Annotated in this window: 19 protein-coding genes; 11 read left to right on the forward strand and 8 right to left on the reverse strand. The window is 43.6% G+C overall.

The features are described 5' to 3' along the window. The first annotated feature begins 7 nt into the window (after positions 1–7). Genes P150_RS0101375 through P150_RS0101385 form a run of 3 tightly spaced genes read left to right on the forward strand, consistent with a single transcriptional unit; the run spans position 8 to position 3,127 of the window. Entirely contained in the window at positions 8–544 is a 537-nt protein-coding gene (locus P150_RS0101375) for a F0F1 ATP synthase subunit delta (RefSeq protein WP_028896157.1), read from the forward strand. Positions 545–556: 12 nt separating this feature from the next. Beyond that, entirely contained in the window at positions 557–2,140 is a 1,584-nt protein-coding gene (gene atpA, locus P150_RS0101380; protein ID WP_028896158.1) for a F0F1 ATP synthase subunit alpha, read from the forward strand. Between the two features lie 12 nt (positions 2,141–2,152). Continuing rightward, entirely contained in the window at positions 2,153–3,127 is a 975-nt protein-coding gene (locus P150_RS0101385) for a F0F1 ATP synthase subunit gamma (RefSeq protein ID WP_028896159.1), read from the forward strand. 208 nt (positions 3,128–3,335) lie between these two features. Here the strand turns inward: P150_RS0101385 and P150_RS17760 are convergent, their stop codons facing one another. The 3 genes from P150_RS17760 to P150_RS0101400 all read right to left on the reverse strand — a co-directional run bounded on the left by P150_RS17760 (position 3,336) and on the right by P150_RS0101400 (position 5,461). Further along, positions 3,336–3,536 (reverse strand): hypothetical protein, encoded by a 201-nt coding sequence (locus tag P150_RS17760; RefSeq protein ID WP_197018025.1) that lies wholly within the window; start codon positions 3,534–3,536, stop codon positions 3,336–3,338. 55 nt (positions 3,537–3,591) lie between these two features. Then, on the reverse strand, positions 3,592–4,512 hold the full coding sequence (locus P150_RS0101395) for an IS982 family transposase (RefSeq protein WP_028896161.1): 921 nt from the start codon (positions 4,510–4,512) through the stop codon (positions 3,592–3,594). A 103-nt stretch (positions 4,513–4,615) separates the two neighbouring features. Next, positions 4,616–5,461, reverse strand: coding sequence for an EFR1 family ferrodoxin (locus P150_RS0101400; protein ID WP_028896162.1), 846 nt, complete (start codon positions 5,459–5,461; stop codon positions 4,616–4,618). 271 nt (positions 5,462–5,732) lie between these two features. On the opposite strand from P150_RS0101400, the gene P150_RS0101405 reads away from it, so the two are divergent. Then, positions 5,733–7,061, forward strand: a complete 1,329-nt coding sequence (locus P150_RS0101405) for a hypothetical protein (protein WP_036931973.1) — start codon at positions 5,733–5,735, stop codon at positions 7,059–7,061. A 722-nt stretch (positions 7,062–7,783) separates the two neighbouring features. On the opposite strand, the gene pgl is transcribed toward P150_RS0101405, so the two are convergent. The 3 genes from pgl to gnd form a co-directional block, all read right to left on the reverse strand. Then, positions 7,784–8,488: a 6-phosphogluconolactonase gene (gene pgl / locus P150_RS0101410; protein ID WP_028896164.1), complete on the reverse strand. Its 705-nt coding sequence runs from the start codon at positions 8,486–8,488 to the stop codon at positions 7,784–7,786. A gap of 21 nt (positions 8,489–8,509) precedes the next feature. Continuing rightward, on the reverse strand, positions 8,510–10,006 hold the full coding sequence (zwf, locus tag P150_RS0101415) for a glucose-6-phosphate dehydrogenase (protein ID WP_028896165.1): 1,497 nt from the start codon (positions 10,004–10,006) through the stop codon (positions 8,510–8,512). An 81-nt stretch (positions 10,007–10,087) separates the two neighbouring features. Beyond that, positions 10,088–11,563 (reverse strand): decarboxylating NADP(+)-dependent phosphogluconate dehydrogenase, encoded by a 1,476-nt coding sequence (gnd, locus tag P150_RS0101420; protein ID WP_028896166.1) that lies wholly within the window; start codon positions 11,561–11,563, stop codon positions 10,088–10,090. A gap of 291 nt (positions 11,564–11,854) precedes the next feature. Here gnd and P150_RS0101425 point away from each other — a divergent pair, with 291 nt between their 5' ends. From P150_RS0101425 to P150_RS0101435, 3 genes are all read left to right on the forward strand, one after another. Then, positions 11,855–13,228: a DUF5687 family protein gene (locus P150_RS0101425; RefSeq protein WP_028896167.1), complete on the forward strand. Its 1,374-nt coding sequence runs from the start codon at positions 11,855–11,857 to the stop codon at positions 13,226–13,228. 111 nt (positions 13,229–13,339) lie between these two features. Then, positions 13,340–14,047: an ABC transporter ATP-binding protein gene (locus tag P150_RS0101430; protein ID WP_028896168.1), complete on the forward strand. Its 708-nt coding sequence runs from the start codon at positions 13,340–13,342 to the stop codon at positions 14,045–14,047. A 114-nt stretch (positions 14,048–14,161) separates the two neighbouring features. Continuing rightward, entirely contained in the window at positions 14,162–14,569 is a 408-nt protein-coding gene (locus tag P150_RS0101435) for a polyketide cyclase (protein ID WP_028896169.1), read from the forward strand. Positions 14,570–14,983: 414 nt separating this feature from the next. On the opposite strand, the gene uvrA is transcribed toward P150_RS0101435, so the two are convergent. Further along, entirely contained in the window at positions 14,984–17,833 is a 2,850-nt protein-coding gene (gene uvrA, locus P150_RS0101445; RefSeq protein WP_028896170.1) for an excinuclease ABC subunit UvrA, read from the reverse strand. A gap of 116 nt (positions 17,834–17,949) precedes the next feature. On the opposite strand from uvrA, the gene P150_RS0101450 reads away from it, so the two are divergent. Further along, positions 17,950–18,345 (forward strand): hypothetical protein, encoded by a 396-nt coding sequence (locus tag P150_RS0101450; protein WP_028896171.1) that lies wholly within the window; start codon positions 17,950–17,952, stop codon positions 18,343–18,345. Between the two features lie 127 nt (positions 18,346–18,472). Then, positions 18,473–19,156 (forward strand): WG repeat-containing protein, encoded by a 684-nt coding sequence (locus tag P150_RS0101455; RefSeq protein WP_028896172.1) that lies wholly within the window; start codon positions 18,473–18,475, stop codon positions 19,154–19,156. A 273-nt stretch (positions 19,157–19,429) separates the two neighbouring features. On the opposite strand, the gene P150_RS0101460 is transcribed toward P150_RS0101455, so the two are convergent. Next, the gene (locus tag P150_RS0101460; RefSeq protein WP_028896173.1) at positions 19,430–20,041 is read right to left on the reverse strand and encodes a superoxide dismutase; all 612 of its coding nucleotides are present in this window, start codon (positions 20,039–20,041) and stop codon (positions 19,430–19,432) included. Between the two features lie 273 nt (positions 20,042–20,314). On the opposite strand from P150_RS0101460, the gene P150_RS0101465 reads away from it, so the two are divergent. Together P150_RS0101465 and P150_RS0101470 are read left to right on the forward strand one after the other, a co-directional pair. Continuing rightward, positions 20,315–21,487, forward strand: a complete 1,173-nt coding sequence (locus tag P150_RS0101465) for a hypothetical protein (protein ID WP_155952888.1) — start codon at positions 20,315–20,317, stop codon at positions 21,485–21,487. 96 nt (positions 21,488–21,583) lie between these two features. After that, a complete protein-coding gene (locus P150_RS0101470; RefSeq protein WP_028896175.1) occupies positions 21,584–21,880 on the forward strand; it encodes a glutaredoxin in 297 nt (98 codons plus the stop codon). Positions 21,881–22,031 lie beyond the last annotated feature (151 nt).

The following is a 22,031-nucleotide window of genomic DNA, read 5'->3' on the forward strand; positions in this document are numbered from 1 at the left end:
TAAGATTATGGATATAGGTGTAATATCTGTTCGCTATGCTCGTGCCTTGCTAAAGGGAGCAACAGAGCAAAAGCAAGAAGATGAACTCTATAAGGAGATGCAGACTTTGCTTGAGAGTTATTCTCAAGTGGAACAACTGCGTTTTACTATAGACAATCCTATGCTCTCAAAAAACAAGAAGCAGGAGATTCTCGAGATAGCTTGTGGCAATCAGCCTAGTGAACTCTTGAAATCCTTTCTGGCTTTGGTTTTGAAAGAGGGACGAGAAGGGATCCTACTCTTTATTGCGAACTCTTACATCACTCTTTATAGAAAGCAGAAGAATATTATTCAAGGAAAGCTGACTACGGCTGTTCCTGTAACGCCAAGTATTGAGGAGAAGATGAAGGCTTTGGTACACGAGAATGCGCAGGGAACTGTGGAATTCAATACAAAAGTCGATCCTGATATTATTGGTGGATTCATCCTTGAGTATGATACATATAGAATGGATGCTAGCGTGAAGACAAAGCTCAATGCTGTCCTCACACAGTTAATGAAATAAAGAAAATTACACATGTCAGATAAAATAAAACCAAGTGAGGTGTCTGAAGTTCTTTTGAAGGCACTTCAAGGCATCAATGCGGAGGAGAAGTTTGATGAGGTGGGTACCGTACTGACCATCAGCGACGGTGTGGCTCGCATTTACGGACTTCGCAACGCAGAGGCCAACGAACTCCTTGAGTTTGAGAATGGCACGATGGCTATTGTAATGAACCTTGAAGAAGACAATGTTGGTTGTATTCTTCTCGGTCCAACTGCTGGCATCAAGGAAGGACAGAGTGTGAAGCGTACACATCGTATTGCTTCTATCCGAGTTAATGACAATTTCTTAGGACGAGTTGTCAATCCTCTTGGTGAAGCTATTGATGGTAAGGGCGATATCGACTTGACGGATTCATTTGAAATGCCATTGGACCGCAAGGCACCGGGCGTTATCTATCGCCAACCGGTAAAGGAACCACTTCAGACTGGTATCAGAGCGGTAGATTCAATGATTCCAATCGGTCGTGGACAGCGTGAGCTGATTATCGGCGACCGTCAGACAGGTAAGACTGCCATTGCAGTGGACACCATCATCAATCAAAAGAGTTTCTACGAGCAGGGAAAACCTGTATATTGTATATACGTTGCCATCGGTCAGAAGGCTTCTACCGTTGCCAACCTCGTACAAACATTGAAAGACCACGGTGCTCTCCCATACACAATCATCGTAAGTGCCACGGCAGCAGACCCTGCCGCTATGCAGTATTATGCTCCTTTTGCAGGTGCGGCCATCGGTGAATATTTCCGTGATCGTGGTTATTCTGCGCTCGTGGTTTACGATGATTTGTCAAAGCAGGCCGTTGCTTATCGTGAAGTATCGTTGATTCTTCGTCGTCCTTCAGGCCGTGAGGCATATCCCGGTGATGTATTCTACCTCCACTCACGCCTTTTGGAGCGTGCAGCACGTGTGAACGATCAGCAGGAAATTGCAGAGAATATGAACGACCTTCCTGAATGTATGAAGGGACACGTGAAAGGTGGCGGCTCATTGACGGCTCTTCCAATCATCGAAACACAGGCGGGAGACGTTTCAGCGTATATTCCAACGAACGTGATTTCCATTACTGACGGACAGATATATCTGGAAAGTGACCTTTTCAATCAAGGTTTCCGTCCAGCTATCAACGTAGGTATCTCCGTTTCTCGTGTAGGAGGTTCTGCACAGGTAAAGAGTATGAAGAAGGTTGCAGGTACTTTGAAGATTGATATGGCTCAGTATCGTGAGTTGGAAGCCTTCTCCAAGTTCTCTTCAGATATGGATAAGGTTACGGCAATGACATTGGATAGAGGTCGTAAGAACAATCAGCTTCTTATTCAGCCACAATATACTCCGATGCCAGTAGGCGAACAGATTGCTATTCTTTACTGTGGTGTACACGGTTTGATGCACGCTGTACCAGTTGAAAACATCAGAGAATGTCAGGATATGTTCCTTGAAAGCCTGCGTTCAAGCCATCAGGATGTAATTGACAATCTTTCAGCCGGCAAGTTGTCGGATGAAGATATCAAGGTTATTGAAGAGGTAATGAAAAATATCTCCGGACAATTTAATTAAGAGAATTAGTAAATGCCATCTTTAAAGGAAATTAAAAATCGAATAGCCAGTGTAAATAGCACTCGTAAAATTACGAGTGCTATGAAAATGGTTGCTTCGAGTAAACTGCACCACGCACAGGTTGCCATTGAGAATATGCTTCCTTATGAAAGTATGCTTGAGCATATTCTTAAAAGTTTTTTGGTTTCTACTCCTGACACGGATACACCATACGATGTAGAACGCCCAGTCAGGCGAGTTGCGTTGTTGGTGTTTTCTTCCAACAGTTCGTTGTGTGGAGGATTCAATACCAATGTCGTCAAAATGTTTCAAAGCATTGTAGACGAATATTTGAAGCAAGGTCTGTCCAAGGACGATATCGTAGTATATCCAATTGGCCGAAAGGTAGCTGAGAAGGTAACGAAACTGGGACTTAAAAGTGCAGGAAATTTCCAAGAACTTGCTGATAAGCCAAATTCAGAAGAATGCCAACGCATTGCCGTCGAGATAGAGAATCTTTGGATGAATGAGGAAATCGACAGGGTAGAGATGATTTATCATCACTTCAAGAGTGCCGGTAGTCAAATTCTAACCAGAAAGACTTATCTCCCAATCGACTTGGAATCAGAATTAAATGCTGATCACGAGCGCGACTTGACTTCTAATGTTGTAACAAAGAAGACCCAAGAATATCTCAAGAAACACGGCAAGGAAGCTGAGAAAAAGGAAAAGGAAGTAGTTAAGCCTTTGAATGACGACTTCATAATTGAGCCTGATTTGAAGACGGTTTTAACTTCATTGGTTCCTAAACTTCTGCACTTGATGGTTTATACAGCTCTGTTGGACAGCAACGCATCGGAACACGCAGCCCGTATGGTTGCAATGCAGACTGCTACGGATAATGCCGATGAATTGTTGAGAGGATTAAAACTCCAGTACAACAAATCACGACAGGCCGCCATTACTTCCGAATTGCTCGATATTGTCGGTGGTTCAGTAAACAACTAATATAAGAAAAAGTCTCTTAACCTTTTGGTTTAAGAGACTTTTTTATTGAGCAAATACTGCGTGAAATTCTATTGTCAGAGTTTTGGTATTATGTTGAACCTGTCTTTTTCGTTGTAGTCGTTTATAGTTTGGATAAATAAACCTTGAATCTGTTCTTGTTTTCCTTAAAACTCTAAGCCACCATCAGGCATAATTTCTTCAGAACAACTTATTGTTTTCTATTTGTATAAAATCTCTCTAAATCAAAACCGTGTTTCAAGGCTAATTCATAATAACTTTGATCAGGGGCTTCGCCAATGATTCCATAAACTTCTTTTCTGTACTCAGGATAAAATCTGAAATCACGGGGAATAAACTTCCATGAGTCTGGATAATTTGTCCTTTGCATTTCATTCTTTCTGTTTTGCATATAAAGAAGCCTATCTGCAACAGAATATATATACGCCAGTTCGGGATAATAAATCTTAAAAAAGTTCCAGTTGTCTTTTATCTTCCAAATATACTGACAGCCCATCCGGTTTATTTTCAAAGAAACAATACGCCGCCAATGCCGAGCATAAGTTTATGATGAAATTATGTATCGACCTGTGTCTTGAATGTACAAGGTTTGCCTTGTTTTTTAATAACTCATTTATACACTCTATTATATATCTCTTTCGTAGCATGATTTTATCATACACAGGCATAAGTTTGTTTTTCATCTTTGCTTTCAGTCCGTGTACAAGATGTATTCCCTGCTCAAAGAGTCCCTCAAAGAGTTCCCGCTTGATATATCCCCTGTCTGCGAATACTTTTCCATAGAGCACTTTTGTGAAAACAGACCATACCCTTTGATCTCTGTCGGCCACGTTGGCAGGTGTAAGACAGAATGTTATGACCTCTCCTGTGTCATTGCAAAGCAGATGCAGTTTGAAGCCATGGCACCATCCCATTGTGCCCTTTCCGCTCTTGGCAAAGCCCTCAAAAACCCTATTGAAATATCTTCTTACATTATGGCATACAGGTATCATAGTACTATCGACAAAGCTGATTCCCGTGCATTTGCCAAAGGCGTAAAGTTTCATAAAAGTAAGCATTGTAAAGAACTCCCGAGGCATAAGTTCCACAAAGCGATTGTAGGATACTGCGGTGGGAAAACATTGGGCAAGATGAACTTTCACAAAGAACAGATAATAATGTTTGAAGTTTCGGAAAGTCCCAAAATGGCAGCATAGCAAAATGGTCATAATCTCACTTTCACACATACGCCCCTTACGGTGTCTGACATGCTTGTAGCCTTCGTCTGTGGGAGCTATTTGAAGGTTTTTATTCAATTCTGCGCCTAAATTCTTGCAAAACTCATCAATAACACAGAAAATTTCTATAACTTTGTCTTCGGTAATCATCGCTTATATTGTTTGTAATTAATTGATGTTCAACTGTAAAGTTACAAAAAATAAGCGAGATTACCAACATTTTCAACAACTTTCTTATCCCGAACTGGCGTATTTATAGCTTTATTTTCTGTTCATTTTTTCTTCCGAGGAAGTATTGTCCTTTCTTTCGGGTTCTGTTTCCATATTCAATGGCGTGATGCGGACAGTGATGATAGCACGCAAAACAGGTCAGACACTTGCCATTATGAAGCCATTCGGGTTCCATCCCCACTCCACCTCTGATGTCGTTTACCGGGCATACGTTTGCACATATCCCACATTTCACACATCTTTCGCTTTCCACTCTGAAAGGTTTATCGGAAATGAGCCAATTAGTAAATACTGCACCAACGGGTCCGGAAAAGAAACCGGGAATCGGACCTCGCATAAGTGATTGCCATCCTAATGGTTGTGCGTCGTTGCTTTTTGCGCGTTCGTTGAGCAGTTTGCAGAAAGCGGCAGTTTCTTCTTCGGTCTTCTTTAGTTTCTTTTTCTCTTTTTCGGCCGTGTCTACATCCATTCCCGGCAGTCCGACGTAGGATTCCGGCATTATGAGCGAACCTACCAAATGGAGTTCCAACGCTGTTTCAGACTTTATTTCAGCGAATTGCTTTCGGAATCTTTCCATTGTCTTGCCGATAGTGTCGCCGGCTGTGAGCAGACAGAAACAGTAATGTGGTTTCCTCGTGTCCGTAACTTCTTCCGTGAAACTCAGTTTCTGCAGAAATTCGGTTACAATCTTTGGAACTCTCCATCCGTGAACCGGGAAGATGAAACCGATCATTTCCTCTTCCTTGAGTTGGAAATGACAATTCCCTTTCAATGCTTCCGGAATGCTAATGAGTTTCTCGCCCGTCTGATTTGCCACCATCCCGGCTACCCACTTGCTGTTTCCGGTTCCTGAAAAATAGAATATCATTTTGCAAAGATATATATAATTTTCTGATTTCCAATTATATTAATGTATAAATTCTTCGTATTTAGAGTATGGAAACTACATTTGCTGCAACGCATTTTTCCTTCCGACAGTAGCTGAACTCGTGTTTATAGGCGACAAACTGTCCAGTCAGAAAGAAGAAATAGAATGAATTTTTACGAGAAAAAAGAAAGAAAAAATACTGACAAATTAAGAGAATTTTGTAATTTTGCACTCCTTTTTGCCCGATGGGCGCATTAAAAAATTTGATCGAATGTTAGATACAGAGATGGATAGCAACGCAGTTCAGCCTGTCGCTTGGACAGAAGTTAGTTATAAACCAGAGAATTACAATGCTTTCGTTAAGATGGGCTTGTTCGACAAGACCACCGAGTTTCGTCTTTGTCGAGAGGGCGAAGAACCTAAAACCGTGCGACAGAGTTTTGTGGTTTTCCGACAAAAGGGTGCTGAAGAATGGGAAGACGATGCGCCCCTTGGACTTATCGAAGCGATGGTATTGGGCGATGATGATGAGGAAGTGCAACCGGTGGAGATAGTAAATCTTGAAATGCCTGCTGAATCATTCCTTACTATTGTCAGTCAGACGCCTGAATCCACGACTGTAAAGGCAAACTGGTGGCACGGAGAAGTGTCGATTCCGTTTGCAAAGCGCACAGACGAAGGCTTTATACTGAATAAGGCTGATTTTGCTGATGGAAAAAAGCTGTTTTGCGAACTTACTCCCGAGAATGATTCTGTGCCTTTCCAACTGGAGATAGAACTTCCTTTCGTTGGTTTCTCGCTCTTCGATGCTGAAGGTAATATGGTTGTAGGCAATCTGGAAATCGATGCCGACGACTTGAAACACTACACTTACAAGTTTCTCGGAAACGAATCCGACGACCGTTTTGCCATCAGTTTCGACGATCTTTCGCTCGCTTATCAGTATGTATGGTACGAAGACGGCACACTTTCCATTCGCAATCAGCGCAGAAAAATGGAGAAAGTGGGAGAGACAAAGGCTACTGGTTTATTGAAAGATTTGCTCAATGATTCAAGGAACGCTTTAGTAAAGCACAAGGACACTCGATGGCGCATCACGGTTGTTGCAAAAGAAGCCGTAGCCGACGAGCGCGAGATGGCAACAGACCCTACATTGCTCGCCCGTGAGGTTTTCTCGGCAATCAAGTCGGGTAAAGAGGAGGAAAAAGCACTGACAAAACGTCTTCTCAAGATGCAAAACGAAGAGCTTTTCCAATGGTTTTGGCTAAAACAGAAAGACTGGAGCCACGAGCATTTGCTCGACCTGTTGGATATGGCAGATGCAGAATTGGATCAGCAAAAGATGCTGGAGCAGGCACTTCTCTACAATCGTTTCGATGTATTTATGCAGAAGCTCCGCAAAGCCTCTTTGCAGTTGGAGAGCGAAACTCCCGGTGATGCGTTGCAGGCGCGTAACAATAAGCGCAAGATAGCACGTGTTCAGCATCTGTACGACCGTCATTTCTCTGGCGAATCTATCCTTTGGAATGGTGATTTGGGCGTGAGAGAGGAGGTGCTGAACATTCATTGGAACTTCAGAACCTATCTTGAAATTGATTAAGCAGAGGATTGTTTTGTAAGAATAATGTAAAATTATTCTGAAAAAACAGGCATTTTATTTTACCTGAACCAGACGAAACCAACACGAAAAACGGTCATTGAATTGCAAGGATTCAATGACCGTTTTTCATTCTTCTCACAAATGGTTTGCTATCTTGCGAAGATTGGTTTGCATTCTTCGTACAAATGGAATACGTTTTTGCGAAGAATACAACTGATTTTTCAGCCTTTCAAAGTATAATTTAACCGTGTTTTTACGAAGAACACATCGTCAGAAAAAATCAAAAAGAATTATTGCAGAATTATAATCGCTGATAATCAATTGTTTATAAATATGCTAAAATACGCCATAATTTTGGACGAAGGCATCTTTTTTTCAAAATACCCTCATTTTTCGGAGTGTATTGTAAACATAATTCCTAATGATACGCATTTAAACTATCCCTGTAAGGGCTCGCAAAATTCTTGTTATAAAAATTAATCTGCATTATCTGCGCCATCTGCGAGACCATTATCTCTCGCAGATGGCGCAGATTACGCAGATATTTTTCTTTGCAATTCGATTTTATTCTATTTAAACTTTAGATAAACAATCTATTAATCTCTTTTAAAGGAATTTATATAAAACGAAATCAGCGCAATCTGCGTAATCTGCGAGAGCCAATTTCTCTTACAGGTTTACGCAGATTGCGCTGATATTTTATGATTCTGAGAGAGCAGAGATTACTCTGCTGCTGCCTCGTCGGCAAATATTTCAACCTCTCTGAGTGAATGATGAACGATGTAGGCAGCAGGACCGCTGTCAGCCTCATCGGCAAACGATTGCAGAATAGGGGCTTTTGATGCGCCGGTCATCAGGAATATGATGTTCAGGGCGCGCATAATCGGCTGCCCGGTCAATGCCACTCGCTGCTGTCCACTCGTCGGATGCGTTCCAACGGCATAAACATTTTCTGTCGTCAAGAGATTTTCTTGTCCCGGAAAGATGGAAGACGTGTGGCCGTCGTCGCCTGCACCCAGAAGAACCACGTCGAAAACGGGCAACCCTTCTACTATCGGCACTTGTCTGGCTACGAGTGCTGAATATCTTTCGGCTTCTTCTTCAGGATTGTTTTCTCCCATAATGCGAAACACATTATCGGGATTTACAGGCACACGATTGAATAAATGTTCGCGCGTCATTCTGTAATTGCTCTGCGAATCGTCAGGGGCTACGCAACGTTCGTCCACCCAATAGAAACGGATTCGCTGCCAAGGCGTGGCATCCGAAAACTCGTCAGCCCATATATCGAACATCAATGCGGGCGTACTGCCACCACTTAACGCGATGTTGAATACTTCTTTATTGCTTGAATTTATCAGTTCGAGAATATGACGAACCAATGCTTTGGAAGTGTCTGATGGTGTGGGAAATATATTCTTTATCATATTGCATTTAGGCAGCTTGAATTACAGTTCGCAATACAAGTCTGTATTGGTAAGGTTCTTGCAGGGATTGGTCCATTCTGCACCGTGTTCTCTTACGAGTTTTTCGCTCTCGAGAGGTCCCCAAGTGCCGGCAGGATAACCATACAGATGTGCTTCGGGATGCTCTTCCCAATACTTCAGGATGGGATCAAAGAACTTCCACGATGCCTCCACCGCATCGCTGCGGGTAAAGAGTGTAGGGTCGCCCTTGATGCTGTCGTCTATCAGTCTTGCGTATGCATCCATAATGGATTTGCCATCCATACTGTCGTAAGTGAAATCCATTGCAACCTGCTTCACGTCGAAGCCGGAACCGGGCACCTTCATACCGAGGTTCAGCACCATTCCTTCGTTGGGTTGGATGCGAAGTGTGAGTTTGTTGGGACGTGGATGCTGCCCTAACGTTCCCTTGAACATCTGGTGTGGTGCCGCCTTGAAGTGAACCACGATTTCCGTTACCTTCGTAGGCATCTGCTTTCCTGTGCGAATGTAGAAAGGAACGCCGTTCCATCGCCAGTTGTCTATCTCCAGTTTCATTGCAACATAAGTTTCGGTGCGCGAGTTTGGATTGACACCTTTCTCCTCACGATAGCCCTTCTTGTCGCCTTCAGTCATATATTGCCCTCGAACGATGTTTTCATTGAAATCTTCTTCAGTGAGAGGTCTCAGCGATTCATACACCTTTACCACTTCATTACGGAAATAATCTGCATCAAACTTTGATGGTGGTTCCATCGCTGTCAGTGCAACGAGCTGTATGAGATGGTTCTGCACCATATCGCGAAGCGTACCCGTAGTGTCGTAGAAGCCACCACGGTTTTCGATTCCGAGATTCTCAACTGCCGTAACCTCTACGTAGTCAATGTAATTACGATTCCAGAGAGGTTCAAAAATGCCATTGGCAAAACGGAATGCCAGTAAGTTCTGCGCCGTTTCCTTGCCCAAAAAGTGATCAATACGATATACCTGATGTTCCTCGAATGCTGAACTGTATATCCTGTTAAGCTCCAATGCCGACTCAAGATTGTATCCGAAAGGCTTTTCAACGATGATTCGCGATCCCGGAGTGTTCAATCCAGCACGTTTCAGATGCAAAGGCACAACACCATATAGCGAAGGTGGGGTGGCAAGATAGAAGAGAAGATTGTCCGGATTTTCTGTTTTGGTGAGTTCTGCAATGCGCTGACGCAGCAGAGGATAGCCTTCTTCCTTTGCAGGATCTATTGAAAGATAATGCAGATGTCCCACAAACTTCTTCATTGTAGACTCATCCCGTTCCTCTTCCTTCACGAAAATGTGAAGCTGTTCCAGTATGTATTTCTGATATTCTGCGTCTTCATAATCGGTACGTGATACTCCGATGATGGAGAAATCGCCCGTAAGCCGCTCGTCTTTGAAGAGCGAATAGAGAGCAGGCATAAGTTTTCGCTTGGTAAGGTCGCCTGAAGCCCCGAATATTATCATTGAAAAATTATCCATTTTCTTGTGTCTTTGAGATTGAATGATGGACGATGATGCCATCTTTCATCATTTTTCATTGTGCATTATATGTTTCTAATCTCATACATTATATGTTCCCGACTTTGTATTGCCACCACGACCAGTCCAATTTTCGTGGAAAAATTCGCCACGTTCTTTGTCTTTCCGCTCGAAAGTATGTGCTCCGAAGTAATCTCTCTGCGCCTGAATCATATTCGCAGAAAGGTCTGTTGACGTGAGAGAGTAGAAATAATTCAATGCAGAAGAGAAAGCCGGAACAGGCAGCCCCTCTGTTAATGCAAGCGCAACAAGCTGCTTCCATCCGTTCAGCAACTCATTCATTTCGGCAGTGAAGTAAGGGGCTAGCAGCAGATGCTTTGGTTTCTCGCTGCCTTCATACGCTTTTGCAATGTCATTGAGGAATGCACTCCTGATGATACAGCCACCACGCCACATCCGAGCAATGGAAGCCATATCGAGATTCCAGTCAAATTTGTCGCTTGCTGTCTGAAGAACGGAAAATCCCTGTGCATAGCTCACGAGCTTTGATGCGTAGAGGGCGGCATAAACGTTTGACAATAATGTCTCACGGTCGGCTACCTGCTTGACATCTGACTGTGGAAAAGCCGTCGAAGCCAGTCCGCGCATATCCTTTTGAGCCGAAAGACTGCGCTCGAATACGGCCGTTGCAATCAATCCCAACGGCATACCGAGTTCCATTGCGTTGATAACCGACCACTTACCGGTGCCTTTCTGTCCAGCAGCATCGAGAATATGGTCAATCAGGTAGCTGCCGTCTGCCTCACGATGGCGCAATATCTGTGCAGTAATCTCAATCAGATAGCTGTTCAGTCTGCCCTTGTTCCATCCCTCGAATACGTCTGCCATCTCCTCGTTTGTCATACCGCCGAGGTGCTTCATTACCCAGTATGCCTCGGAAATGAGCTGCATATCTCCGTATTCAATACCGTTGTGAATCATTTTTACGAAGTGTCCAGCCCCCTGAGGACCTACCCATTGGCAGCAAGGACTGCCGTCTTCCGCCTTAGCCGAAATACTTTGGAGCACAGGCTGCACGCTTTCCCAAGCCTCTTTCGAGCCACCGGGCATAATGGATGCACCATTCAATGCACCTTCTTCGCCACCGGAAACGCCACTTCCCACAAACAGGAAGCCTTTTTCTTCGGCCAAAGCCACACGACGGTTGGTATCTTCATAGTTTGAATTACCTCCGTCAATCATTATATCGCCCGGAGAAAGCAACGGGAAAAGCTGTTCCATCAATTCGTCCACGGCCTTTCCGGCACGCACCATCATCATAATCTTTCGGGGTTGAGCTATTGATTGAACGAAAGATGCCATATCCGTATAGCCCTCAATGCTTTTACCTTTAGCCCGACCGTCCATAAAACGCTCCACAACACCTTCCTCAATCCCGGGTACTGTACGGTTATATACCGACACCTGCCAGCCATTGTTTGCCATATTCAAGGCAAGATTCTCGCCCATTACTGCAAGTCCGATAAGTCCGATATCCGATTTCTTCTGATTTTCCATCCGTTTACCTTAATTATATATTCGTATTTTATTTTACCAATCAACTGTTGAATTATCTGTGATAGCTCCTATCCTGACGAGCATTATCCTTGAAACAGTATTTCTTCATTCGCAAAGTTAATCAATTTTTTCAGCGATTCCTAATTTTTCCGATTGAAAGATTTGATGTAGCAATAGATAAAATCTATTATATGTTTGCGATTAGCGTATTACTGTCTTCGATAGTTTTGTCTGCACTTTTGCGCTAATTGGAAAATAATATTTATCTTTGTGGACTAAAAATATCTTATTATGTTGAAAACATTAATAACAATATGGTTTAAGCAGAAGCGAAGGAGCTTTAAGTGGCTTACGCTTTTTATGACGCTTTATTTCTACACCATATTCATAGGCAGCTTTGTTTTCGGGCTTATCGAATCGGGAATAACCTACGGAGAACTGAGGGAAATAAACTGGATAGCCATCGTTCCCGTAATTCTTGTTTCCATTATGGGTTTCGACATCATTTCAAAACTGCTGTTCAAGCGTGGAAAAGCCACAATGGATGCGTTTCTGAAAACCCGGCCGGTGGACAAATCCTCTTGGGGAAAGTTCATCGTGGTGGAAAATCTCTTTGAAAACTGGAACATCTTCTGGGCAGTTCCAATGTCAATCGCAGCTTTCATCCTTATGCCGCTGCATCAGGCACTGGTAGCTGCCATACTGATTATCCTCTTTTCGCTCGCCAATGGCATTGCCGTAACGGCCTTCTATACTGCCAAAGGATGGGAATACAAGATGGCAGTAGTTACCGGATGGATTTTCTGGACAGTAGTATCATCGCTGCATTCCTTCAATTTCTTCAACTTGCCTTGGGCTGTTCACGTCGGACTCTTCATTCTGATGTGCCTCTTTTCCATTTGGATAACAGTCTATTACATCTGCAAGTTAAAGGTTTACGTAGAGCCGAAACAGGAAGAAAAGCATTCTACGAAAGTGGGTACACGCTCTCTCTATGCGATGGAATACCGGGCTTTTTTCCGAAGCAAGCGACTGCGCTTCTTCGTCTTCTTCATATTGTTTATGATTTTCAACGCCTACTTGCAGACATCCAACGGCATTGACGAGATAGGACCGTTTATGCACTACTATGGAGTACCATTCGCCATCCTTTTTGCAAGTGCCATCTATCTGCAATTTACCTTTGCCATCGAGGGAAACTTCTTCGACGGACTCTGGAGCCGCCCTGTTCCTGTCAGGGAAATCCTTGTCAGAAAGTTTAATTTCGGTGGACTCCTCACGCTGCTTAGTGGCTTGCTCGTGCTGCCGGTATGCTGGATGAACGACATTGAGCTGCTTTTCGTCCTTTCAACCATCGTGTTGGGCATCGGATTCGCCAATCCGATATTGCTTCTCTTTGCTCTGACTACAAAGCGAATAGACCTCTTCACAACTGGATTTATGAACTATCAGGGCAGCGACTTCTCGCTGAACTCCTTTGCCGTTACGCTGACCGTACTCGGCGGACCGATGCTGATTCTCGCTTTCTGTCCGATGAATATAACCATTCTGCTGTACTTCATCCTCGGCGGACTGGGGCTTGCCGCACACAGACTGATTATCAACAAGATTTCAGAACTATACATCAACAACCGTTACAAGCATTTCGAGCGATACAGAAGCTGATGCCTCCGTGCTTCTGCCCGATAACGGCATTCAGCAATTACCTTATTAATATATAAACAACAGCCCTTCGCATTGACCCAATGCAGAAGTGGAAAACAAAATACAGAATATATGGAAATCAGAATAGAGAACCTCAAGAAGATATACGGCGAAAAGACCGTGATAGACATTCCGGAACTGGCTCTGAATCAGGGAGAACTCGTGGGACTTGTGGGAAACAACGGAGCCGGAAAAACCACATTGATGCGGCTGATGCTCGACCTTATCAAGGCCGACGGCGGACGTGTGCTCTCTAATGGCAATCAAGTGGATGAGGACGAGGCGTGGAAGAAATACACAGGTTCATTTATCGACAAGAGTTTCCTCATCGACTACTACACACCGGAGGAATTTTTCGACTTCATCGGCAATGTCTACGGCATCGATGCTGACACCATTACTGGGCGTCTGTCGCAATTTGAATCGCTGATGCGCGACGAAATCATCGGAACGGGCAAGTATATCCGTAATTTCTCCGAAGGAAACCGTCAGAAAATCGGTATCATTGCGGCAATGATTATCAATCCCGATTTCCTCATTCTCGACGAACCGTTCAACTATCTCGACCCGTCTTCGCAGATAACGATAGCCAAACTGATTCAGAAAATCAACAAGGAACTCGGCACTACCGTGCTTCTTTCAAGCCACAATCTCAACTTCGTTTCCGAAATCTCCACCCGTATCATCCTGATGGAGAAGGGAATCGTGCTCAGGGACATTTCCAATGTGGATGGTTCTGCCGAGAAAGAACTTCAGGAATATTTTGAAGGTACGGAATAATCATTTGGAGTAAGAGAGTTTACGAGCAACAGTCCCGAGCAAATAGCTGAATGGTATGACTTCTATAAAAATGGTTTCGTGAGATAAGGTTATTTTTCAGAGATACTAAAATTTATGTTCATAACGTCAAACATAAAAGCCACGTTTCCGTGCAATTTACAGAGCGTTTGGCAAGTCGTAACATCGCTAACAGACTATTCGTGGAGAAGTGATGTTGAAAAGATAGAGGTCATATCAGACACGCAATTTGCAGAAATAACGAAGAGTGGATATAAGACAACTTTCACGGTAACAAGACAAGAACCTTTTTGTCTTTGGGAGTTTGATGTGGAGAATGACAATATGAAAGGACATTGGGTCGGTGTCTTCAGTGGCAATGAAAAGAATACTACGATTGACTTTACAGAACACATTGAGCCTAAGAAATGGTTTATGATTCCGTTTGTGAAGATTTATTTAAAATATAGGCAAGTTAAGTATGTCAGAGATTTAAGGAACGTGTTAAAAAGAGTACGACCATAGAGTTTTGGAAACCATTATGACAAAATACGAATTGATAATGATGCTTCTCCCTGATTATGGTCAGTTGTTGGGATTATCCTTACAGTGCTGAGCTTACTCTCCGCTTTTTTCTTGATAGGACAAGCGAACAGGCTTACAGGAAACAAGTGCAGATGCAGCGAAGTTTCCAACAGATTTATTCACAACAGCACCGTTCGGGCATTACACTCTTCTTGCTTCTTCTGTTGTTCTGAAACAGCTTTGTAAATAACTGATAATCAATAGATAAAATATCTATTTGCAAACGTGCGAAGAATGCGTTCCATTCTTCGCACGTTTGCATTGCGTTTTTGCGAAGATTGAAATGCAATCTTCGCACGTTTGGAAAACACGTGCAGGTTCGAGAAAATCAAGGGACTGAACAAGGGAAATTCTTTATCCGTTCAGCTTCGCTGCAAGATACTTTCCTGTGATGCTTTCCTTGCGTTTTGCTATCTCTTCCGGCGTACCTGCTGCCACCAGTTTTCCTCCGTTTTCGCCTCCATCCGGACCAATGTCGATAATATGGTCGGCTGATTTGATTACGTCCATATTATGTTCTATCACGAGTACGCTATGCCCTCTCTCTATCAGCGCGTCGAATGCTTTCAGGAGTCGCTTTATATCGTGGAAATGAAGGCCTGTTGTAGGTTCGTCGAAGATGAAGAGGGTTGGTGCCTGACGCTCCTGACCTATAAAATAAGCCAGTTTCACACGCTGATTTTCGCCGCCGGATAGGGTGGAGGAGCTTTGTCCGAGCTTGATATAGCCCAAACCGACATCCTCTAATGGTTTCAGCCGGGCTACTATGGCTTTCTTCTTGAGCGAACCGAAAAACTGAATGGCTTCCGAAACAGTAAGATTGAGCACATCGTTGATGTTCCTGCCGTCCACCATCACGTCGAGTACCTCACGTTTGAAACGCTGACCGTGGCATTCCTCGCATTCCAGCACAAGATCGGCCATAAACTGCATTTCAATGGTAATCTCGCCGGCTCCCTTGCACTCTTCGCATCGGCCTCCGTCGGTGTTGAACGAGAAGAACTGGGGCGTGAAGCCCAACTGTTTTGACAATGGTTGGTCGGCAAACAGCTTTCTGATTTCGTCGTAAGCCTTCACGTAGGTGGCGGGATTGGAGCGCGTACTCTTTCCGATTGGGTTTTGGTCTACAAATTCCACGTGTTTGATATGGCTCACATCTCCACCGAGTGAAGAATATTCTCCGGGGATTTCTGCCACTTCGTCCATCTTTCGCTTCAAGGCGGGGTAGAGTGTGCCTTTCACCAATGACGATTTTCCGCTGCCGCTGACCCCCGTTATCACGGTAAATACGTTCAGGGGTATCTTCACGTCGATGCCCTTGAGATTGTTCATTCGGCACCCGTTCAGCTCTATTGCCAGATTCCAAGGCCTTCTGCTCGTGGGCACGTCTATGGTTTCGTCTTCTGTCAGATATTTTATCGTGTATGATTCGGGCGATTCGGCAAGAAGTTGCTGCTTGTTGGTGTCGTTTATTTCGGGAACTTTGCCTTCATACACGATTCTTCCACCCAGTCTGCCTGCATCCGGACCTACGTCGATGAGATAGTCGGCCGTTCGGATGATTTCCTCGTCGTGCTCCACTACGATAACCGTGTTGCCGATGTTTTTCAATTCCTTCAGAACGTGAATCAGTCGGTCGGTATCACGGCTGTGAAGACCGATTGACGGCTCGTCGAGAATGTATAGTGAGCCTACCAACGACGAACCCAGCGAGGTGGTGAGGTTGATACGCTGACTCTCACCACCGCTCAATGTGTTCGATGGTCGGTTGAGTGTGAGGTATTGCAGCCCTACATCAACGAGAAATTGCAGTCGGCTCGTGATTTCCAGCAGCAATCGTCGGCTTATATCCTTTTCGTGGTCAGTCAGTTGCAGGTCGTTGAACCACTCCTTGAGCTTTCCTACGGGCATATCCACCAAATCGGCAATCGACATTCCGTTTATCTTTACCCATTCAGCTTCCTTCTTCAGTCGCCTTCCGTGGCAGTCCGGGCAGACAGTCTTGCCTCTGTATCGGCTCATCATCACACGGTATTGAATCTTGTATTGGTTTTCCGACACCATCTGGAAGAACGAATCGATGCAGATTCTGTCTGAAACATCGTTCTTTGCCTCGCTCGGAAGACCGTGCCAAAGCTGGTCTTTCTCCTTTTGTGTGAGTTCAAAGTAGGGTTTGAAGATGGGGAAGTTGTCCTTTGCAGCTCTTCGGCAAAACTCTTCCTGCCACATTTTCATCTTATCGCCGTGCCAACACTGCACGCAACCGTCATAGACGGACAAGGTAGAGTTGGGAATCACGAGCCTTTCGTCGATACCCATTACCTTTCCGAAGCCTTCACAGGTGGGGCAGGCACCCAACGGCGAGTTGAACGAGAACATATTATCGTTTGGTTGCTCGAACTTGATGCCGTCGGCTTCGAATCTCGTGGAGAAATCGTAGGTGATGTTTGACGGCAGAAACATAACCCTCAGCATACCGTCGCCTTCATAAAAGGCCGTTTCGCACGAGTCGGTAAGTCGGGAAATCACGTCTTTCGAATCATCAACGGCCAATCTGTCGATTACGAGGAAGATGTCGGAAGCGTTGATATGTGTGCTTTCTTCCTTGTTTCCCTCCATCCAGTCGTCTATTCTTACAATCTCTCCGTTTACGTAGATACGTGCATATCCTTCCTGAACTTCCATCTGAAGCTGCTGATGGATGGTTCTGTCGGCAGTCAGATGAAGAGGTGCGAGGATGCAGAACTTGGTTCCTTTGGAATAGGTCATTACCTTTTCAATCACATCTTCCACGGTGTGCCGCTTCACTTCAACGCCGCTCACGGGACTGAATGTCTTTCCGATTCTTGCATACAACAGGCGAAGATACTCGTAGATTTCGGTAGATGTACCCACCGTAGAACGTGGATTGTGGGAGATTACCTTCTGTTCTATGGCGATGGCAGGCGGCAGTCCCTTGATGAAATCAACTTCGGGCTTTGCCATTCTTCCCAAGAATTGACGGGCGTATGCCGAAAGGCTCTCCACATATCTGCGTTGTCCTTCGGCGTATAAGGTGTCGAAAGCGAGCGAAGACTTGCCGGAGCCCGACACGCCTGCGATAACAATGAACTTCTCTCTCGGAATTTTCACGCTCACATTCGCAAGATTATTTACCCTTGCACCCTTGACTTCAATGAAATTATCTAATTCTTTTTCTGCCATTTTTCAGTAATCGTATGTAAAATACATTTATTTTATAAATACAAAATTACAAAAAAGATTTGGTTTCTTCTGCCATTTCCTGTATATTTGCATTATTATCATAAAGAAAGAATATAATGGGAATTAAATCATTTATTGTAGGTATTTGTATGCTGGCACCTTTATCTATGTCAGCACAAGTGGTTTTTGAGGAAACAAATCAGGTAAACAGCGTAGAAAATTTAACGGTAAACAGCGAATATCAATATTGGTTGAACAGCTATCAGAAGGTTGGCAACGAGATAAACGAGGTTTCTGAACAGTATCAGTCTGAAGTAAACAAACGAGGATATCCAAAGAAGAAGACTGTGAAGAAGAAGATTCTCCTCGTTGCACAGTATATTGACTTGCTCAAACAGCAGAGAGACACGCCTGCTTTGAACCAGAATATTGATTTCAACAAGGTAAACAGAAAGATTGCCGAGTGGGAAAATCAATTAAACGGACTCAACATTCTGCTGAAGAAGATATAATAATATATATGGTGGGAACAAAAAACGATTTGCTCCTGTCATAATTTTCAAAGGTATTGCCCGCAAGTGCGATTTTTCAACATCAAATACTTAATACTCATCTAAAATATAAGGGGAGGTAAATCGTATGGAAGAAGTTAAGATAATCAACGAATATCACGATCCGATAGAGGAAAGACAAATCAGACACTTCGCTTGTATGGAGATGTCTCGTCAGATACACAGATACATTAAAGGTATGCGCGGCTCGAAAGAGCACATGCTCCGTGTGGAGGAAACGCTCAAAGACTTGCCATTGGAACAGAAGGAAAAGGCCATCGCCCTGTATTTCGACTTGAACAGAAAGGCTCTTAAAGGCTTGGATATGAAGGTTGTGCTGGCTCGTGCTATGGCAAATTATTCCGACACCTTCGAATATCTTATGACACTGGTCAATGACAGGCGGAAGATGGTGCGATACCTGAACTTGCTTCGTGAAATATACATCCAGTATCACGAGGTGATTGAGCGCAACGGAAAGTTTGGAATACTCGACCATCAAGGCAATACGATTCTGAGTCCGAAGTACGAATTTGTCCGTACCTGCTATGTCTACGTGGACGATCTGCGGACAATGCCTATCATCTGTCAGTTGGACGGAAAGATGGGACTGGTACTTCCCGACGGAAAAGAAACCGTTGTGGCACCATTCAAGTACGACAGCATTTCGCTGAGAGAAGAACCACCTTATTTTGAGGTGAGATACGACGGCAAGGAAATGCTGATGACTACCGATGGAGTGGAGAAAGAAAAGCCGGAACAGGTAGAATAGGGGACGGCTCTGATAATTCTGCCTGGCAATTCAGGCAATTCTGCCCCGGTAGCTTACCTTATTTAATGACCAATCCAGACAATATAAATTTGATAATGCCATCAGATTTCAGTTTGTTGCGTGCTTTTCAAAAGCATCTGTATAGCTAAGAAAGCGTTTCTGATGCCTAAGAAAATTTTATTTGTATAAGCGAGACGTTCGCATCTGATTGATTAATCTGCCCGAAAACAATTATCCCTGACTGTTCGCATTTGGACAGTCAGGGATAATTGTTTATTTCAGTCGACTCTCAACCACCTTCCAGTCCACGATATCCCACGTAGCCGCAATGTGATCGGCACGTCGATTCTGATAATCAAGATAGTAAGCGTGTTCCCATACATCGAGACCATAGATGGGATTCAAGCCATTTCGGAGTGGATTTCCACCGTTCGGTTCTTTCGTTATAACCAATTTGCCATCCTTATCTTGCGACAGCCAAGCCCAACCAGAGCCGAAAACGGTAGCTGCTGCCTTCTGAAATTCAGCCTTGAAATTGTCGAAACTTCCAAAAGATTCGTTGATAGCCTTAGCTATTTTTCCCTCAGGCCTGTTGTCTTTTACGGGAGACTTGAATTGTGTGAAATATAATGTGTGGTTGAGAATCTGTCCGGCATTGTTGTACATAGGACCTTCAGGAACCGTCTTCACAAGTTCCTCGATGCTCTTGCCGTCAAATTCCGTATCTTTTATAAGTCCGTTGAGCGTGTTCACATAGCCCTGAAGATGCTTGCCATAGTGAAATTCGATAGTTTGCTCGCTGATAACCGGTTCCAACGCATTGTTTGCATACGGAAGCGTTGGCATCTGAATACTCAAAATCAATAATAGTTTTGTTAGAAACATAGTCTTTAAAAATTAATTTATCATTCTATTTTACGTTGCTAAATTAATTATTAAATCCCAATTCCTCAAAAGATTTTCTCTATCAGCTCATAGAACAAACCTATAATCACGCCAAAAGCATTAGTTTCAAACGTTTTCAGATTCCCAAATAATTATATTAAAAACGTAATACTCCTAATATCTTTTCTTCATCCTCACGCTATCTATTTATCATAACTGTGATTACATTTCAAAATACGCTATAATATTCGACAAGTAAATTACGTTAGTATTATGATGAATAGACTTTTATTAATTATAACAATCTGTTTGGGCAGCATTCCAAAGCTGAATGCGCAGAACAATATCGGTCTGATGAAGATTGACAGACGGAATTTTGCCGACACGATACCTGTCAGGTTCGTCGGACACAGAATACTTCTGGACGTGAGAATTGGGAAACGAACCGAGACTTTTTGGTTTGATACAGGCTGTTCGCACACGCTGCTGTTTGATTTTCGGGATTTTGACGTGATTCCAAAAGAATGGAAAAAGTCTGTTGATGCGAGCGGAAAATTAGGTCAGACGCTGAATTGCGTGATTCCGGAAATGCAAATCGGAACAACCGTGGTGCATAACGCAACTGCAACAACTGCACCTTTCGGCAGTCTGATGGATATTGTACGCAAGACGGAACGTGTGTATGGCTGCATCGGAGCTGATTTTGTTTCGGATGGCCGTGCCGTGAAGATTGACATCAAGAACAAGCGCATTATTCTGACCGACAAACCCGAGATTTTCTACGGCGAAGCAGCCGTTTCCCTTCCTTTCAAGTCAAGTGCCAACTGCCCTTATCTGATGGTTGAACCGTTCCGTGGAGTGCGGGATTACGCTATCTTCGATACTGGTTCAAAGCCGTTGCTTTTACTGGGCGACAATATGATGAGACAGATATACGGTAAGCGTAAAATTTCAAAGGATATTTTGCGGCAGACTATCGACCAAACCATTGGCTCAGACGCCTCCGGGCTGTTTGGGCAACAGTCGGAAATGCCAAAAATACTGTACCAACTGGAAGCATTGAAACTTGGCGGTATTACTTTAAGCAATACTTTAGCCAACAATACAACAGGCAAGACAAGATTGGGGACGGAATTATTTGATTATACGTCTGTTATAATAGATTATTCAAGCAATACATTCGGTTTGATTCCGTATAAGGATGAGACTGCAATCGAGGTTCATAATCCGATAGACAATGTGTCATTTTCACTTAGAAATGGCGAGTTCTACGTCAGCAACGTGTGGCCAAAGAGCGTTGCATTTGCAAAGGGCGTGAGAACCGGAATGAGACTTGAGGCAATAGATGGCGACAGGAAAAATCTGACGGAGCGATACTTCCATATAGCCGAAACGGAAGCAAAAGGCCATATACTTACCATTGACGGTATAGAGACAGAGAGATAGATTTTAAGGTTTCGGTTTCATCAGGATTATTGTCGGTTTCAAGATAATTTTCGTAAATTTGCACATCAACAAATCAACATAATAAAAAGGAAAACTATGATTAAAATGTTTGTAATGGACACTTGTCCGTATTGTTCTTATGTAGAAAAACAGGTTGAGGATAACCCAAACTTTGAGATAATCAACATTGGTGCTCACGTCAGGAATCTGAAGCAATTCCTTGATCTGCGCGACGCTCATCCAGCATTCAAGGAGGCAAAGGAAGAAGGCGACGTTGGCATTCCCTGCTATGTGCTCGAAGACGGTTCGGTTACCTTGTCATCAAAAGATGCAGGTTTGGAACCAATGCCAGACGATGGCCCTTCTTGTGGAATTGACGGAAAGGGCTGCTGAAATCCAAAATACGATAGTCCTTCGCTGTATGATACGGCGAAGGACTATTTCATTTCTATGTTTCAAGGGCATTTTTGTAAGATTTGATTACCGAAAAACGTGCATATTTTTTCGGCAAAATAGAGATTTTCAGAGCATTATCCGACTGTTG

The sequence above is a fragment of the Prevotella sp. HUN102 genome (genome assembly GCF_000688375.1).
Classification (GTDB): Bacteria; Bacteroidota; Bacteroidia; order Bacteroidales; family Bacteroidaceae; genus Prevotella.